The 15,463-nt window shown below is 74.4% G+C and carries 12 protein-coding genes; 2 read left to right on the top strand and 10 right to left on the bottom strand.

Annotated elements, in window-relative coordinates; translation table 11 throughout:
- The 9 genes from HUT16_RS27900 to HUT16_RS27860 all read right to left on the bottom strand — a co-directional run bounded on the left by HUT16_RS27900 (position 1) and on the right by HUT16_RS27860 (position 10,049).
- Complete coding sequence (locus HUT16_RS27900) at positions 1-1,020, bottom strand: thioesterase family protein (protein ID WP_176190808.1); 1,020 nt, start codon at positions 1,018-1,020, stop codon at positions 1-3.
- Positions 1,021-1,063: 43 nt separating this feature from the next.
- Positions 1,064-1,936 (bottom strand): alpha/beta fold hydrolase, encoded by an 873-nt coding sequence (locus HUT16_RS27895; RefSeq protein ID WP_176190807.1) that lies wholly within the window; start codon positions 1,934-1,936, stop codon positions 1,064-1,066.
- A gap of 29 nt (positions 1,937-1,965) precedes the next feature.
- On the bottom strand, positions 1,966-2,907 hold the full coding sequence (locus tag HUT16_RS27890) for a beta-ketoacyl synthase N-terminal-like domain-containing protein (RefSeq protein WP_176190806.1): 942 nt from the start codon (positions 2,905-2,907) through the stop codon (positions 1,966-1,968).
- The gene (locus HUT16_RS27885) at positions 2,904-4,043 is read right to left on the bottom strand and encodes a beta-ketoacyl synthase (protein WP_176190805.1); all 1,140 of its coding nucleotides are present in this window, start codon (positions 4,041-4,043) and stop codon (positions 2,904-2,906) included. Before HUT16_RS27885 ends, HUT16_RS27890 begins: the two co-directional genes overlap by 4 nt.
- On the bottom strand, positions 4,040-5,281 hold the full coding sequence (locus tag HUT16_RS27880) for a beta-ketoacyl synthase (RefSeq protein WP_176190804.1): 1,242 nt from the start codon (positions 5,279-5,281) through the stop codon (positions 4,040-4,042). Before HUT16_RS27880 ends, HUT16_RS27885 begins: the two co-directional genes overlap by 4 nt.
- 52 nt (positions 5,282-5,333) lie before the next feature.
- Positions 5,334-5,582 carry an acyl carrier protein gene (locus HUT16_RS27875; RefSeq protein WP_176190803.1) on the bottom strand — a complete coding sequence of 83 codons (249 nt, stop codon included), beginning with the start codon at positions 5,580-5,582 and terminating at the stop codon, positions 5,334-5,336.
- A gap of 205 nt (positions 5,583-5,787) precedes the next feature.
- On the bottom strand, positions 5,788-6,459 hold the full coding sequence (locus tag HUT16_RS27870) for a response regulator transcription factor (RefSeq protein ID WP_176190802.1): 672 nt from the start codon (positions 6,457-6,459) through the stop codon (positions 5,788-5,790).
- Between the two features lie 70 nt (positions 6,460-6,529).
- Positions 6,530-7,765, bottom strand: coding sequence for a sensor histidine kinase (locus HUT16_RS27865; protein ID WP_176190801.1), 1,236 nt, complete (start codon positions 7,763-7,765; stop codon positions 6,530-6,532).
- Positions 7,766-7,832: 67 nt separating this feature from the next.
- Positions 7,833-10,049, bottom strand: coding sequence for an MMPL family transporter (locus tag HUT16_RS27860; RefSeq protein ID WP_176190800.1), 2,217 nt, complete (start codon positions 10,047-10,049; stop codon positions 7,833-7,835).
- A gap of 474 nt (positions 10,050-10,523) precedes the next feature.
- On the opposite strand from HUT16_RS27860, the gene HUT16_RS27855 reads away from it, so the two are divergent.
- Together HUT16_RS27855 and HUT16_RS27850 are read left to right on the top strand one after the other, a co-directional pair.
- Entirely contained in the window at positions 10,524-11,543 is a 1,020-nt protein-coding gene (locus HUT16_RS27855) for a hypothetical protein (RefSeq protein WP_254898015.1), read from the top strand.
- 277 nt (positions 11,544-11,820) lie between these two features.
- Positions 11,821-12,972 carry an endo-1,4-beta-xylanase gene (locus HUT16_RS27850; RefSeq protein ID WP_176190799.1) on the top strand — a complete coding sequence of 384 codons (1,152 nt, stop codon included), beginning with the start codon at positions 11,821-11,823 and terminating at the stop codon, positions 12,970-12,972.
- Between the two features lie 138 nt (positions 12,973-13,110).
- On the opposite strand, the gene HUT16_RS27845 is transcribed toward HUT16_RS27850, so the two are convergent.
- Complete coding sequence (locus tag HUT16_RS27845; RefSeq protein WP_254898379.1) at positions 13,111-15,378, bottom strand: glycoside hydrolase family 3 N-terminal domain-containing protein; 2,268 nt, start codon at positions 15,376-15,378, stop codon at positions 13,111-13,113.
- Positions 15,379-15,463: the final 85 nt, after the last annotated feature.

Here is a 15,463-nt window from a genome sequence, read left to right as displayed (position 1 = left end):
TCAGGCCTCGCCCCGGAGCGCCTTGGCGACGCGCTCGTCGAAGGTGACCAGGTTCCACTCGCGCCGGTTGTCGACCACGGCGTAGCCGTGGGTGACCTTGCCGGTGGCGGTCCGGACGAGCTCGCCGTCGCGGATCACGTAGCAGTCCATCCGCGAGGTGTAGGTGAAGTCCTTGAAGACGTCCTCCACCGTGTAGACGGTGTAGAGCTCCTCCTCCATGAGGGCCTCGTCGAGGATCCGGATCTTCGAGTGCGGGCAGGCCGGGATCCAGCGGCGCTCGTCCATCAGCGTCCGCACCGAGATGCCCCGGTCGGCCAGGAACAGGTCGACGACCTCCTCCATCACCCGCAGGTAGCTGGACATCTGCAGGCGCTCGGAGAAGTGGCAGTACGGGTAGGGGATGCGCCACTTCCAGCCGAAGGAGTTGGTGCCGGCGGTGAGCAGGTCGAGCACCGGGTCGGGGCCGGTGGTGCCGCGGCCGGCGGAGAGCGCGGTGGTGGCCGCGGCGAGGTCGAGCCCGGAGACGTCGGGCAGCGGCTGCGGGTCGGGCAGCGGCGTGCCGAGGCGGTCCGTGACGAAGCGGGCGATCGGGGCCGGCGGCTCGTCGGTCTCCTCGATGTAGTTCTCGCGGCGCAGCACCGCCTTGGCCCGGGCGGCCACCAGCTTGGTCGGCGCGCCGTCGCGCTCGCCGGTCAGGGTGACGGTGAAGGAGACCGCGGTGTCCTCGTCCCCGGCCTTGGGCACGACGTGCGCCTCGACCGTCTCGTCCATGAAGAGGGCGCTCAGGATGCGGGTGTCGAGGTCGACGAGGTCCAGGCCGAGGCCGTGCTCCGTGTAGAGCCCGCGGGCGTCGAGGCCGGACTCGGCGAAGTGGAGCAGGACGGCTTCCTCGACGAGGTAGTTGATGTGCTTGAAGCCGATCCAGGTGCAGATGTTGGCGCCCTCGAAGCGGGTGCGCAGCGGCACCGTCGTCTCGCTGGTGAGGAGCGCCTTGACTGCGCTCTCGGTCACGGTGGTCATCGGAGGTGCTCCCCTGGAGGTGTGGGTCCGGGCCGCCTGTCGGTCACGCGGCCGGCAAGGTGCTGACGAAGCGATCGACGACGGCGGCGAGGTCGCCCGCCTGCTCGATCATCAGGAAGTGCCCGCTGCCGGGCAGCAGGTGGAACCGCCCCTGCGGCAGGTCGGCCGCCAGCAGGCGGCCCTCCTCCGGGAGCGCGATGGAGTCGTGTTCGCCCGCGATCACCAGGCAGGGCACGGGGAACCGTTCGGTGCGCAGCCGCGGCGTGGCCAGGTAGGTCTCGAAGAACCGGATCCAGCCGTAGGCGCCGACCCGCTCGCGGACCCGCCCGCCGAGTTCCTCGACCAGGTCGTCCGGGACCCGGCCGCCGGCGTGCACCCGCACGCCCTCGGTCATGGTCCGGACGAAGTTCCGGACGGCGGTCTCCACCGACTCCCAGCCGAAGTCCTCGGCCGCGCGGCGGTAGAACGGGGACACCAGGACGAGGGCGCGGATGCCGTACTCGGTGAAGGGGTCGGCGCCGTGCTCCAGCCTGCGGTGGAGGAACTCCAGCAGGCTGTTGGCCCCCATCGAGTGGCCGACCACCACGCCGGCGCCGCCGGGCACCCCGCGCAGCGCGTCGGCCACGTGGGGCACGACGTCGCCCTGCGCGCTCCAGTGGGCCACGCAGTCGCCGCGCCAGGGGAGGTCGGCGGCCCAGACCTCGGGGCCGCCGTCCGGCCCGTGGTGGGCCAGGAAGGCGTCCCAGACGCCGGCGCTGTTGGCCAGGCCGTGCAGCAGCAGCATCCGGCCCCGGCCGGGGCCGCCGGCCGCCCGGCGGTGCACGAGCACCGGCGGCGGCGGGTCGGGCCGGGCCGGCTGCGCCGCGTCCTCGACGAGCGCGGTGCCGGGGTCGGACATCACGCCGTCGGCGGACATCACGCCACCGGACATCACGCCGCCGGACATCACGCCGCCGGCCGGAGCAGGACGAGTCCGGCGCTGGCGTCGTCGGCGTCGCCGCCCGCGCTGGCGTACACCGGTCCGGCGCCGCCGCGGGCGAACCAGCCGGCCGCCGCGGCGCACTGGAGGACGCCGAGCGCGCCGGAGGCGAGTCCGAAGCGGGCGCCGAGGTCCTGGCGCGGCACACCGTCCAGCAGCCCCTCCGGCAGCGCGTCCGTCTCCGGCACCTGCCACAGGGCGGGGCGTTCGCCGGCCGCGTCGGCGAGCCGCGCCAGGGAGGCCGCCAGGCCGGCGCCGCGCACGGTGCCGCCCAGCGCCGCCAGCGCGGGCACGCCCCGTTCGGCCGCCGCCGCCGCGCTCTCCAGCACGACCGCCGCCGCGCCGTCCACCGTGCGGGCGCCGCCGACGAAGGCGCGCACCGCCGCGTTGTCCGGCTCGACGCCCAGGACGAGCGCCCGGGTGACGCGGCCGGCCCGGATCAGCTCCGCGCCCCAGCGCAGGGCGTCCAGCCCGGAGGTGGCGCCGTTGCACAGCATCAGGTTCGGGCCGCGCAGGCCGAAGCGGATGGCGACGGAGGAGGCGACGACGTTGCTGGAGGCGTTCGGCAGGTCCATCGGGCTGCCGGCGGCCGCGGTCTCGCGGGTGATGGTGTCCATCGCCCGGGTGACGGTGTCGAGGTTGCCGTAGTTGGAGCTGACCACCACCGCGACGCTGCCCGCGGCGACCGTCGGCTTCCCGTCGTCGTCCAGCAGGGCGGCGTCGCGCAGTGCCGCGCGGGCCGCGCAGTAGGCCAGCTGGGTCGCCCGGTCCTTGTAGCGCAGGCCCTTCCTGCCGAGGAGGTCCCGCGGTTCGACCGGCGGGGCGTCGGCGGGCCCCGGCTCGATCAGTTCCCCGGCCGAGGCCGCGCGCGGCAGCACCACGCCGGTCCCGCTCACCACGACGTTCATCGGGCCGCCTCCACGATCGCCACGGCGTTCACGCCGCCGAAGCCGAATGCGTTCAACTGGGCCACCGACAGGGGGGCCCGGGCCGCCTCGCCGGTGACGATGCGGAAGCCGGCGGCCTCGTCCACCGGGTCGTCCAGGCCGATGGTCGGCGGCACCCGGCCCTCGGCCAGCGCGGTCAGCGTCACGACCAGGTTGAGCAGCCCGGACGCTCCCGAGGTGTGGCCGGTCATCGACTTGACGGCCGTCATCAGCGGCTTGTCCGCGTCCGGGCCGAACGCCTCGGCGAGGGCGACGGCCTCGGCCTCGTCGTTGAGCAGGGTGCCCGTGCCGTGCACCATGACCAGGTCGATGTCCGCGGGCTTCACGCCGGCCCGGGACCACGCCTCCCGGACGGCCTCCGCGATGCCGACCGGGTCGGGCGCGGTCACGTGGTACGCGTCGCAGTTGACGGCGACGCCGCGCACCACGCCGTGCACCCTGCGGTCCGCGGCGGGGGTGCGGGTGAGCACGACGGCCGCCGCGCCCTCGCCCATCAGGACGCCCGCGCGGTTGCGGTCGAACGGCCGCACCCGCTCCGGCGGCACCGGCTGGACGCGCTCCAGCAGGCCGTACATGGTCTCGGTGAGCACGTCCACGCCCGCGACGATCACCGTCTCGGCGGTGCCCGCCGCCAGCAGGTCGGTGGCGAGGCCGAGCGCGTACAGCCCGGCGGAGCAGGCGTTGGAGAAGGTGTGGGTGTCGTCGGCGTTGAAGGCCGCGCGCAGCGCGGTGCCGAAGTGCAGTTCCTGCGGGGGGAATGCGATGCCGTCGCGCTGCCACAGCTCGACCGAGCGCAGCTCCCGCAGGCCGGTGCCGATCAGCACCGGTATCCCGCTCAGGTCCCGCTCGTCGAGGCCCGCGTCGCGGACGGCCTGGCCGATCGCGTCGACCAGCAGTGCGGTCGCCCGGCGCGGGACGTCGGCACCGGGTTCGGGGCGGTCGTCCACCTCGTAGGCGAGGACCGACTCGTGGCGGGTCAGGTCGAACCCCTTCAACGTGCCGACGCCGGAGACGCCGGCGCACAGGTTGGCGAACAGCTCGCCGGGGTCGCGGCCGACGCTGGCGACCGCGCCGGTACCGGTCACGGCCCAGCTCATGCCGGCACCTCGTCGTATTTCCCGAGCAGCACCACCGCGTTGTTGCCGCCGAATGCGAGTCCGTTGTTCTGGACGATTCGCAGATCGGCCCGGACCGCGGTGTTCGGTACGCAGTCGACGTCGCACTCGGGGTCGGTGGTGGTGTGGTTGATGGTCGGCGGAATGAAATCGTTGGTGATGGCCAGCGCGCAGCCGATCGCGGAGAGCGCGCTCGCCGCGCCCATGGTGTGGCCGATCATCGACTTCATCGAGATGACCTTCGGCGGCTGCGTTCCGAAAACCTCGCGGATGGCGCGCGCCTCGGTCACGTCATTGGCCTTGGTGCCGGTGCCGTGGGCGGAAATGAGGTCCACCTGTTCCGGCTTGACCCCGGCGTTCTCCAGGGCGATTTCCATGCACCGGCCGACGCTGTCCTGATTGGGGGCGACCTGGTGGTAGGCGTCGCAGTTCAGGCCGTAGCCGAGCACCTCGGCGTAGATGCGGGCGCCGCGGGCGAGCGCGGAGTCCAGGCTCTCCAGGACCAGGACGCCGGCGCCCTCGCCGGTGAGGATGCCCTTGCGGTCCACGTCGAAGGGCCGGCACCGGTCGGGCGCGATGGTGCCCAGCCGGTAGAACCCGGAGAAGGTCTTGCGGCACATGGCGTCCGCGCCGCCGCACAGGGCGTACTCGGCCTCGCCGGAGCGGACCGCGTCGAAGCCGTAGCCGATCGCGTAGTTGCCCGCGGCGCAGGCGGTCGGGATCGTCACCGCCTCGACGTCGGCCAGCCGGAGCTCCTGGGCGATGGCGGCGGAGAGCCGGCCGGCCGCGACCCGGCGGGCCGACTCCGGGGCCATCCGCTCGGGGCCGTGCAGCACCTCGGCCTCGACCATGAAGTCGAGGTCGCGGGACTCGCCGTCGGTGGTGCCGATGGTGACGACGCCGGGGCGCGAGCGCCAGACCTCCAGGTCCATCCCGGCGTCGTCCACGGCCATCCGGGCGGCGGCGACGGAGTACTGGGTGGCCCGGCCGAGCTTCTCGACGGGCAGCTGCCGGATCCACCGCCCGGGCTCGAACCCGACCACCTCGCAGCCGTTGGCGTGGTCGAAGCCCTCGACGTCGAACACGGTGATCGGCTTGGCGCCGCTGCTCCCGCTCCGCAAGCCCTGCAGGAACTCGGCGGCTCCCGTCCCGATACTGGAGACCACCCCGAGCCCGGTGATCACCACTCTGCGCGGGTCCGTGCGCCCCGACATCGCCATCCCGACTTCTCCGTCCCGTGTTCCGGCTGTTGCTGTCCAGGAATTCCGGCGATTACCAGCCGGCAACCCCGGATACGACCTCGTAAACGCCCTTGAGGTTCACCATCCGGGCCAGCTCGGACTGGTCGATGGTGATGCCGAACTCCTTCTCCAGCTTCGCGAGGATCTCGATCGAGCGCAGCGAGTCGGCGGCGTGGTCCTCCTTGAAGAGACTGGTCTCGGTGACCTCGTCCTCCTCGATCTCGAGAATGTCGCAGACGATCTCCTTGATCTTCTGAACGTTTTCTTCGTACGAAGCCATGAGGGGTACCCTTCCTTTTCGGCGCGGCACCTCTGGGCCACCGCCCGGTTTTCTGCCGGAGTCCTTTCTAGGCCACCCCCGCGCAGCCCGGCAACGGCGGTTGCAGAAACCTGCCAAGTCCTCCGGCCGGGAATGACAGCCACCGCGTCCCCGGGCTAGGCCGTGCGAAAGCCCCCGGGCGTCGGCCCCGGCGAGGGGTGCCGCGTCACGCGCCGCCCGGCCGGACCAGGCCGGTCTCGTAGGCGATGACGACCAGCTGGGCGCGGTCGCGGGCGCCGAGCTTGGTCATGGCCCGGTTGACGTGGGTCTTGGCGGTGAGCGGGGTGACGAACAGCCGCTCGGCGATGTCGTCGTTGGAGAGGCCGGCCGCGACCAGGGCGACCACCTCCTGCTCGCGGGCGGTGAGCACGTCGAGCCGGGGCAGCGCGGCGCGGCTGCCGGGGTCGGGCTGGGCCAGGAAGCGGCCGATCAGGGCCTTGGTGGCGGCCGGGGAGAGCAGGGAGTCGCCGGCCGCGACGACCCGGATGGCGTCCAGCAGCTCCTCCGGGTCGATGCCCTTGCCGAGGAAGCCGCTCGCCCCGGCGCGCAGTGCCTCGGCGACGTACTCGTCGCTCTCGAAGGTGGTGAGGACCAGGACCTTGACGCCGGCCAGGTCCTCGTCGGCGGTGATCAGCTTGGTCGCGGCGAGGCCGTCCAGGTCGGGCATCCGGATGTCCATCAGGACCAGGTCGGCCCGCCGGGAGCGGGCGAGGGCGACGGCCTCCCGGCCGGTGCCGGCCTCGCCGACCACCTCCAGGTCGGGGGCGGAGTCGATCAGCAGCCGGAAGGTGCCGCGCAGCAGGGCCTGGTCGTCGGCGAGCAGGACGCGGACGGTCATGGGCGGGGGCCTTTCTCATCGGCGGGAGGCCCGACCGGGCGTGCGGCCGCGCTCCCGGTCGGGGCCGCGCTCACGGGCAGGAGCTCCGGCGGCCGGTGGCGGCGGGCAGCGGCAGTTCGGCGTGGACGCGGAAGCCCCGGCGGGGGCGGGGTCCGGCGGTGAGGGCGCCGCCGACGGCGCGGGCGCGCTCGTGCATGCCGATCATGCCGTGCCCGGTGCCGTCGCCGGGCCCCGCCCCGCCGTCGCCGGGGTCCGCCGCGGTGCCGCGGCCGTCGTCCTCGACGGTGATCCGCAGCTGTTCGGGGCCGAAGTCGAGGCGGACGTGCGCGGTGGCGGGTCCGGCGTGCTTGTGGGTGTTGGTGAGCGCCTCCTGGATGATCCGGTAGGCGGTCAGGTCGGTGATCGGCGGCAGCGCGACGGGCGGGCCGGAGCGTTCCAGGGCCACCGGCAGGCCGGAGTGCCGGAAGGCGTCGAGCAGGTCGTCGAGCCCGGCCAGGCCGGGGGCGGGTTCGCGCGGCGCGGCCCGGTCGCCGCTGTGGCGCAGCAGGCCGACGGTGGCGCGCAGTTCGTCGAGCGCGGTGCGGCTGGTGTCGCGGATGCGCTCCAGGGCCTGGTAGGCGTGTTCGGGGTCGGTGCGCATCAGGTGGTGGGCGACGCCGGCCTGGGCGTTGACCAGGGTGATGTGGTGGGCGACCACGTCGTGGAGTTCGCGGGCGATGCGCATCCGCTCCTCGGTGACCCGGCGGCGGGCCTCCTCCTCGCGGGTGCGTTCGGCGCGTTCGGCGCGTTCGACGGCGGAGGCGAGCAGTTCGCGGCGGCTGCGGACGGCGTCGCCGATCGCCACCGACAGGCAGGGCCAGGCGATCAGGCCGAGGTTCTGCGGGAGTTCCTCCAGGCCGGGGCGGACGATCAGCGCGGTGAGGGTGAGCACGGCGGCCGAGCAGCAGCCGGTGCGCCAGGCGGTGCGCCGGTCGGTGCGGGTGCCGACGGCGTAGAGCGCGACGCCGACGGCGAACATGGTGATCCCGAGCGTCTCCCGCCGGGGGCCGGGCGTGAACGGGATCAGCACCAGTTCGAGCACGCCGACCACGACGGTGGCGGCGGCCACCGGCACCGGCCACCGGCTGCGGGCCAGCAACGGCAGGCAGGAGAGCAGCAGGAGCAGCAGGTAGCCGGCGATCGAGCCGTCGCGGTGGTAGGCGGTGGCGGCCGTGACGGGCGCGGCGATCAGGAAGCAGGCCAGCGCCACCGCCACGTCGACGCGCTGCGGGCGCCCGCCGCACCAGCGCCTGAGCATCTCCGTCATTCGCACTCCTCCACCGTACGCAGCGGGGCCCGGCCGGGGTCGGTGACCGGCCGGGCCCCGCGGGGGGTCAACGCCGGGCGTCCAGGGCGCCCACCGGCTCGCGGGCGTCGAGGACGGTCGCGGTCGCGGCGGGCGCCGGGTCGGGCTCGCCCTCGACGGAGACGTGCGGCAGCAGGCGGTCGAGCCAGCCGGGCAGCCACCAGTTGGCGGCGCCGAAGCGGTGCATCAGCGCGGGGACGAGCACCATCCGCAGCACCAGCACGTCGAGCAGGACGGCCAGGGCCAGGCCGAGCCCGAACTCGGCGATCATGCGCTGGCCGCCGAACAGGAAGGCGGCGAACACGCAGGCCATGATGACGGCGGCGGCGGTGATGACCTGGCCGGTCTCGCCGTGGCCGACCCGGACGGCGCGGTGGTTGTCCCGGGTGTGGGTCCACTCCTCGTGCATCCGGCTGATCAGGAAGACCTGGTAGTCCATCGAGAGGCCGAACAGGATCGCGATGATCATCACGGGGGCGAAGGCCTCGACCGGCCCGGCCGCGCCGACGCCCAGCGCCTCCGAGCCCCAGCCCCACTGGAACACCGCGACGATCGCGCCGAACGCCACGCCCATGGTGAGCAGGTTCATCGCGACGCCGATCAGCGGCACCAGCAGGCTGCGGAAGGCCACCATCATCAGCAGGCAGCCCAGGCCGACGATGATGCCGATGAACAGCGGCAGCTTGGAGATCAGCACGTCGGCGAAGTCCGCGGCGGTGGCGGTGGCGCCGCCGACGTGCACCCGCAGGCCGGTGCCGGCCTCGGCGGCGGGGACGGTGCGCTCGCGCAGTTCGGTGATCAGCTCGGAGGTCTTCGCGGACTGCGGGGAGGTGGTGGGCACCACCTGGACGATGCCGACCCGCTGCCCGTCCTGCATCGGCGCGGCCGCGACCCGGGCGACGCCGTCCATGCCCTCCAGTTCGGTGACCAGGCCGGTGAGCGCGGCCTGGTCGGCGGCGCCGGGGGCTTCGGCGACCAGCAGCAGCGGGCCGTTGGAGCCGGGGCCGAAGCCGTCGGCCATCAGGTCGTAGGCCTGCCGGGAGGTGCTGGACTTCGGGTTGTTGCCCGCGTCCGAGCTGCCCAGGCGCAGCGACAGCACCGGCAGCGACACGGCGAGCATCAGCACCAGGGCGACCAGGGCCTTGCCGGTGGGCCGGGCCTGGACCTCGGCGGCCCAGCGCGGCCAGAACCCGGCGGCGTGCTCCTCGCCGGGGCCGTGCTCGGCCAGGCGGCGGCGCTGGGCGCGGCTGAGCACCCGCGGGCCCAGCAGGCCGAGCAGGGCGGGCAGCAGGGTGATCGCGGCCAGCACGGTCAGGGCGACGGTGAGCGCGGCGGAGACCGCCATGCCGTTGAGGAAGCCCATGCCGAGGATCAGCATGCCGAGCAGGGCGATCACCACGGTCAGGCCGGCGAACAGCACGGCCCGGCCGGAGGTGTTCAGCGCCTTCGCGGAGGCGTCCTGGACGCTCAGGCCCGCCATCAGGCCCTTGCGGTGCCGGTTGACGATGAACAGCGCGTAGTCGATGCCGACGCCGAGGCCGACCAGGACGCCCAGGGTGGGCGCGACCGAGGCGATGCTCATGCCGTGGCTGAGCAGCCCGGTGCCGATCACGCCGGTGCCGACCCCGGCCACGGCGGTGAGGATGGGCAGCGCGGCGGCCCAGGCGGAGCGGAACACCAGGGTCATCACGACCAGCGCGGCGACGATGCCGATGATCTCGCTGGTGCCGCCCACCTCGGTCTCGGTGTTCTGCACGGCCTGCCCGCCGAGCTGGACGTCGAGGCCGTCGGCGCGGGCCTGCTCCGCCAGGTCGATGACGTGCTCGACGTCGGCCTTGGGGACGGCGTGCGCGTCGCCGGTGAAGACCACCTGGGCGTACGCGGTGGTGCCGTCGGCGCTGATCTGCTGGGCGCCGCGCTCGGTGTACGGGCCGGACACCGAGGCCACGGACGGGCTGTGCGCGATGCTCTCCAGCGCCGCGGTCATCCGGTCCTTGACGGCGGGGTCGTTCACCGTGCCGCTCGCGGTGTGCCACACCACGGTGTCGGTGTCGCCGGCCGCGGCGGGCATCTGCTCCTTCAGCAGGTCCATCGCCCGGCTGGACTCGGTGGCGGGCATCGCCATGCTGTCGCTGTACTTGGTGCCGACCGCGCCCGAGACCGCGCCGAGGCCGACCAGCAGCCCCAGCCACAACAGCACGGTGACGAGCCGGTGCCGGTGGCACCAGCGTGCGAGGACGGACATGCGCGACTCCCGTTTTCGGCCTTCTCCCGGTCTCCTCCACCCTCCCGGCCCGCCCGCCCGCTGTCGTCCCCCGTCCGCGGACACCCGGCGTACCGCGCCTGCGGTACCCGGCCGCCGCCCGCTACCGCGTCCGCGGACCACCGGGGGCGGGGGCCGCGCAGCTGATCCTCCGTCAGGAGGAGCCGCCCGGACGGCTCTCCGCCCGCGGGGTGAGGGCGGACGGCCCGGGCGGCGGATGCCGTCGGCCCGGCCGGCCGGGAGGCTGGGAGGACGGAGGACGGGCGCGGCCCGGCCGCGTCCGGAGCGTATGACGGAGGTCACGGTGGCAGTCCCCGCGGATCCACGACCGTCCCGGTCGGCACAGTCGGCCCGGCCGACGGCGGGCCCGGACCAGGCGCCCGCGCCCGCGCCCGGGCAGCGGCACCGGAGCAGCGGCCCCGGCGCTGGCCCCGGCGCTGGCCCGACTGGGCGCCGGTGGCGGCGGTCGGCTGGGGCGTGCTGTACGCGGCCGTCCAGGCGGGGTGGGCGGTGACCCGGACCGGCGTGCCGTGGAAGGCGCACTCCGTGTACCCGCCGGCGGCCCAACTCGTCCTCGCCGCGCTCGCCCTGGCGGCCGGCGCCGCCGCGTACGCCGCCCGCGCACCCCGCCGCCCCGGCCCGGCCGCCCGGATCGTGCTGGCCGCGACGCTGCCGGTGTTCGTGCTGGGCGCCGTCGGGCTGCCGGTGCACTTCGTCGCGCTGGTCACGCTCACCGGCGCGGAGAGCGTCACCGGCCTGGCCCAGGTGCTGCTGAACACCGTCGGGGCCGGGCTGCTGCTGCTCGTCCTGCTCGCCTCCCGGCGCCGACGGCGCGGCTGCTGCCCGCGCTGCGGACGGCGGCACCCCGGCGCCTTCGACGGGCCGCTCGCCCACCCCGGCGCCTCCACCGCCCCGCGGCGCACCCGGCTCGCGGTGTACCTGGCGGCGTGCGGGCTGCTGCCGTGGGCCGGGGTCAAGACGATCTGGACGCTGGGCGGCAGCGCGCTCGGCATCACCGCCGAGGAGTGGGACCGGGCGGTCTCCCCCGGCGAGTCGGGCGCGGCGGCGGCCACCGCGGCCGTCGGGGTGGACGTCACCGTGCTGGCCGCGCTGGTCGCGCTCTTCCTCCTGCTCGGGCTGCTGCACCCGTGGGGGCAGGTCTTCCCGCGCTGGACGCTGCCGCTGGCCGGCCGCCGCGTCCCGCGCCTGCTGCCGCTGCTCCCAGCCTGGCTGACCGGCGTCCCGCTGGCCGTCTACGGGGTCGTCCTGAACGCGGTGGCCCTGCTGACCGCCGTCGGCGCGATCGCCCCGGCCGACCCCGCCCCGCCGTTCACCGCCGCCCGGCAGGTGACCTGGATGGTCGAGTTCGGCGGCCTGGCCTTCACCGGCCTGGGCACCGCCCTGGCCCTGGCCGCCCGCTCCTACGCCGCCCGCACCCGCCCGGTCTGCGCCACCGCCCTGGAACCGGCCGGATGAACCCCGCCGGGCCTCGCCGAGCAGGAGGGTAGGCGGGCGCGGACCGACCCGTCAATGAAAGTACCGAACTTCGATCGGAAACTCCGGGCGTCCCGGCCGGTCGGAGTTTCCGCAGTCCACTCGACCTGCGAGCGCGACGACCCGGGCGGATCGTTCAACTTCTGAGGTGTGCAGCGTTATTGACTGTAACGGATTTGCCGCACTAGCTTCATGGAAGTTCGATCGAGATTTCGAAAGTTTCGAAATTCTCCACTCCTCCCCCACCCAGGAGTCCGCTGTGAAGCTACGCCGTCAGCTCGCGGCCGCGGCCGCCACCGCCGCCGTCCTCATGCTCGTCCCGTCCGCGGTCGCCACCGCCTCCCCGGACAAGCACCCCAAGGTGCCGGCCGACTCGCTGCGGGCGCTGGGCGCGCAGCAGAAGCTGGGCATCGGCACCGCCGTGGACGACGCCCGGCTGGGCAGCGACCGGGCGTACACCGACCTCGTCGCGAACCAGTTCTCGGTGGTCACCGCGGAGAACGCCATGAAGTGGGAGTCGGTGGAGCCCGCCCGCGGCAGCTACGACTGGGCCGCCGCCGACCGGCTGGTGTCCTTCGCCGGGCAGCACGGCCAGCAGGTGCGCGGCCACACCCTGCTGTGGCACAACCAGCTGCCGTCCTGGCTCACCACCGGCGTCGACGACGGCACCGTCACCAAGGGCCAACTGCGCGAGATCCTGCGCAAGCACGTCACCGACGAGGTCACCCACTTCCGCGGCCGGATCTGGCAGTGGGACGTCGCCAACGAGGTGTTCGCCAACTCCTGGGACCCGAACCCGCTGCCCGACGGCCTGAACGGCGACGACTTCTGGATCAGGAACCTCGGCGAGGGCGTCGTCGCCGACGTCTTCCGCTGGGCCCACCAGGCCGACCCGAAGGCCCTGCTGTTCTACAACGACTACAACATCTCCGGCCAGGACGGCACCAACGCCAAGTTCCGGGCCGTGCACGACTTCGTGGCGAAGCTGCGGGCCCAGGGCGTGCCGATCGACGGCGTCGGCGAGCAGGGCCACCTGGACACCCAGTACGGCTTCGACGCCCAGCGCTTCCAGGCCGACCTCCAGTCCTACGGCGACCTCGGCCTGAAGGTCGCCGTCACCGAGGCCGACGTGCGCACCTTCGTCAACAACTCCACCGAGCAGGTGCCGACCAGCCAACCGGCCGCGTTCGCCCAGCCGTTCGAGTTCTCCGAGATGCTGAAGGGCTGCCAGCTGGTCGACCAGTGCATCTCGTTCACCGCCTGGGGCGTCTACGACGGCGACTCCTGGATCCCCGGCACCTTCGCCGGCACCGGCTACGGCCTGCTCTACGACGTCGACAAGGCCCCCAAGCCGGCCTACTACGCCCTCCAGCAGGACCTCCGACTGGGCGCCCGCCCCCAGAAGCACTGACCCCCTCCGACCCGGCCCGCCGGAGCACCCTGTGGGGGGCGCCCCGGCGGGCCGACTCCCGTGCCCGCGAAGGTGGTTGAGGAAACTCCACGGCCGCACCCCGGTTGGGGGTGCGGCCGTGGTGGTGGGGCGGCGGGGTCAGGCGGTGCGGAAGTCCGCGTGCAGGCGGCGGGTGTGGTCCAGGGCGCGGACCGGGCCGTCGAGGCGGACGTGGGCGGTGAGGCGGGTGTCGGTGCTGGAGGCGGCGACGCGCAGTTCCAGGGCGCCGGGTTCGACGATCCGGCGGCCGTCGCGGCCGGTGAAGGAGGCCAGGTCGGCGGGGACGGCGATCCGGATCCTGGTCCGCTCGCCCGGCTCCAGGGTGATCCGCCGGTAGCCGATCAGCCGCTGGACGGGCTGCACGACGCTGGCGACGGGGTCGTGCAGGTAGAGCTGCACGGTCTCGCTGCCGGCCCGCTCGCCGGTGTTGCGCAGGGTGAAGGAGAGTTCGAGGGTGCCGTCGGTGCCGGCGGCGCCCCGTTCCACCGCCAGCCCGCTCCAGTCGAAGGCGGTGTAGCCGGTGCCGTGCCCGAACCCGAAGGCCGGGGTGGGGTCGGTGCTGGAGACCTCGCTCGGCCCGGCCAGGCGGGCCGCCAGGTAGGTGGAGGGCTGGACGCCCGGCCGGGCCGGGATGCTGACGGGCAGTCGGCCGGACGGGTTGACCCGGCCGCTGAGCACCCCGGCGACCGCCCCGGTCCCGGCCTCGCCGGGGAAGAAGGTCTGCACGAGCGCGGCGGACTCGGTGACGGCGCGCCCCAGCGCGTAGGGGCGGCCGGCCAGCAGCACCGGCACGACGGGCCTGCCGGTGTCCAGCAGCGCGTCGAGCAGCTGCTGCTGCACGCCCGGCAGGTCGAGCGACTCGACGTCGCAGCCCTCGCCGCTGGTGCCGCGTCCGAACAGGCCGGCCCGGTCGCCGAGGGCGACGATCACCACGTCGGCCCGGCGGGCGGTGTCGAGGGCCTCGGCGAACCCGGAGGTGTCGGTGCCGTCGACGCTCGCCCCGGCCACCGTCCGGATCTCGCTGCCGGGGAACTCGGCGGCCAACGCCTGCCGCAGCGTGGGCAGTTCGATGCCGACGGGCACGTCCGGGTGCTGGCCGCCGACGTGCACGGGGAAGGCGTAGCAGCCGAGCACGGAGGTCGGGGTGTCGGCGTTGGGGCCGATCAGGGCGATCCGGCGGGGGGCGCGCAGCGGGAGGGTGCCGTCGTTGCGGAGCAGCACCACGGCCCGTTCGGCGATCTCCCGGGCGAGTTCGCGGTTCTCGGGGCGGTCCAGGTCGACGCTGCCGCGCAGGGCGGCCGGGTCGTCCAGCGGGCGGCCGGCCAGCGCGGCGGGCACCGCGTCCCAGTCCTCGTCCAGCAGGCCGAGTTGGGCTTTCTGGGCCAGGACGCGGCGCAGCGCCCGGTCGATCAGCGCCTCGGGGACGGTGCCGTCCTCGACCGCGCGCAGCAGCGGTTCGCCGAAGGTCTTGACGGTGGGCAGTTCGACGTCGACGCCGCTGGCCAGGGCGAGGGCGGCGGCCTCGGCCCAGTCGCCGGCGACGCCGTGCAGGAGCTTGAGGAAGGCGATGCCGAAGTAGTCGGCGACCACCGTGCCGTCGAAGCCCCAGGTGTCGCGGAGCAGCCCGGTCAGCAGGTCCTCGTCGGCGGCGGAGGGGACGCCGTCGGTGTCGGTGTAGGCGTGCATGACGGAACGGGGGCGGCCCTCGCGGACGGCCATCTCGAAGGGCGGCAGGATGACGTCGGCGCGTTCGCGGGCGCCCATCCCGACGGGGGCGAGGTTGCGCCCGGCCCGGGAGGCGGAGTACCCGGCGAAGTGCTTGAGGGTGGCGACGATGCCCGCGGACTCCAGGCCCTGCACGTAGGCGGTGGCCACCGTGCCGACCAGGTAGGGGTCCTCGCCGACGGTCTCCTCGACCCGGCCCCAGCGGGCGTCGCGAACCACGTCGAGGACGGGGGCGAGGCCCTGGTGGACGCCGACCGCGCGCATGTCGCGGCCGATCGCCGCCGCCATCCGGCGGATCAGGTCGGGGTCGAAGGTGGCGCCCCAGGACAGCGGCACCGGGTAGGCGGTGGCGCCCCAGGCGGCGAAGCCGGCCAGGCACTCCTCGTGGGCGAGGGCGGGTATCCCGAAGCGGTTGGCAGCGGCGATCCGCTGCTGGCTGCGGGCCAGCGAGAGCGCGCCGAGCGCCGGGTCGACCGGGACGGTGCCGAACGGGCGGGTCAGCTGGCCCAGTCCGCTGGGGAGCAGTTCGTCCAGGTCGGGCGGCTCCTCCATGTCGTGCTGGTGCGGGGCGACGTCGCCGCCCTCGTCGGAGGCGCCGACCCAGACGCCGACCAGTTGGGCCAGCTTCTCGGGGAGGGTCATCTCGGCGATCAGGGCGTCGGCGCGCTCCTCGGGGGCCAGCGCGCGGTCGCGCCAGCGGGGGGCCGCGGCGGGGGCGGAGGTCGGG

The organism is Kitasatospora sp. NA04385, assembly GCF_013364235.1.
Classification (GTDB): Bacteria; Actinomycetota; Actinomycetes; order Streptomycetales; family Streptomycetaceae; genus Kitasatospora.
The sequence above is the reverse complement of the archived record's forward strand: the minus strand, read 5'-3'. Positions and strand labels throughout refer to the sequence as shown.

Coding starts and splice junctions, on each gene's coding strand:
- HUT16_RS27900 (WP_176190808.1), bottom strand. CDS start 1,020: ATGACCACCGTGACCGAGAGCGCAGTCAAGGCGCTCCTCACCAGCGAG.
- HUT16_RS27895 (WP_176190807.1), bottom strand. CDS start 1,936: ATGTCCGCCGACGGCGTGATGTCCGACCCCGGCACCGCGCTCGTCGAG.
- HUT16_RS27890 (WP_176190806.1), bottom strand. CDS start 2,907: ATGAACGTCGTGGTGAGCGGGACCGGCGTGGTGCTGCCGCGCGCGGCC.
- HUT16_RS27885 (WP_176190805.1), bottom strand. CDS start 4,043: ATGAGCTGGGCCGTGACCGGTACCGGCGCGGTCGCCAGCGTCGGCCGC.
- HUT16_RS27880 (WP_176190804.1), bottom strand. CDS start 5,281: ATGGCGATGTCGGGGCGCACGGACCCGCGCAGAGTGGTGATCACCGGG.
- HUT16_RS27875 (WP_176190803.1), bottom strand. CDS start 5,582: ATGGCTTCGTACGAAGAAAACGTTCAGAAGATCAAGGAGATCGTCTGC.
- HUT16_RS27870 (WP_176190802.1), bottom strand. CDS start 6,459: ATGACCGTCCGCGTCCTGCTCGCCGACGACCAGGCCCTGCTGCGCGGC.
- HUT16_RS27865 (WP_176190801.1), bottom strand. CDS start 7,765: ATGACGGAGATGCTCAGGCGCTGGTGCGGCGGGCGCCCGCAGCGCGTC.
- HUT16_RS27860 (WP_176190800.1), bottom strand. CDS start 10,049: ATGTCCGTCCTCGCACGCTGGTGCCACCGGCACCGGCTCGTCACCGTG.
- HUT16_RS27845 (WP_254898379.1), bottom strand. CDS start 15,378: ATGACCCTCCCCGAGAAGCTGGCCCAACTGGTCGGCGTCTGGGTCGGC.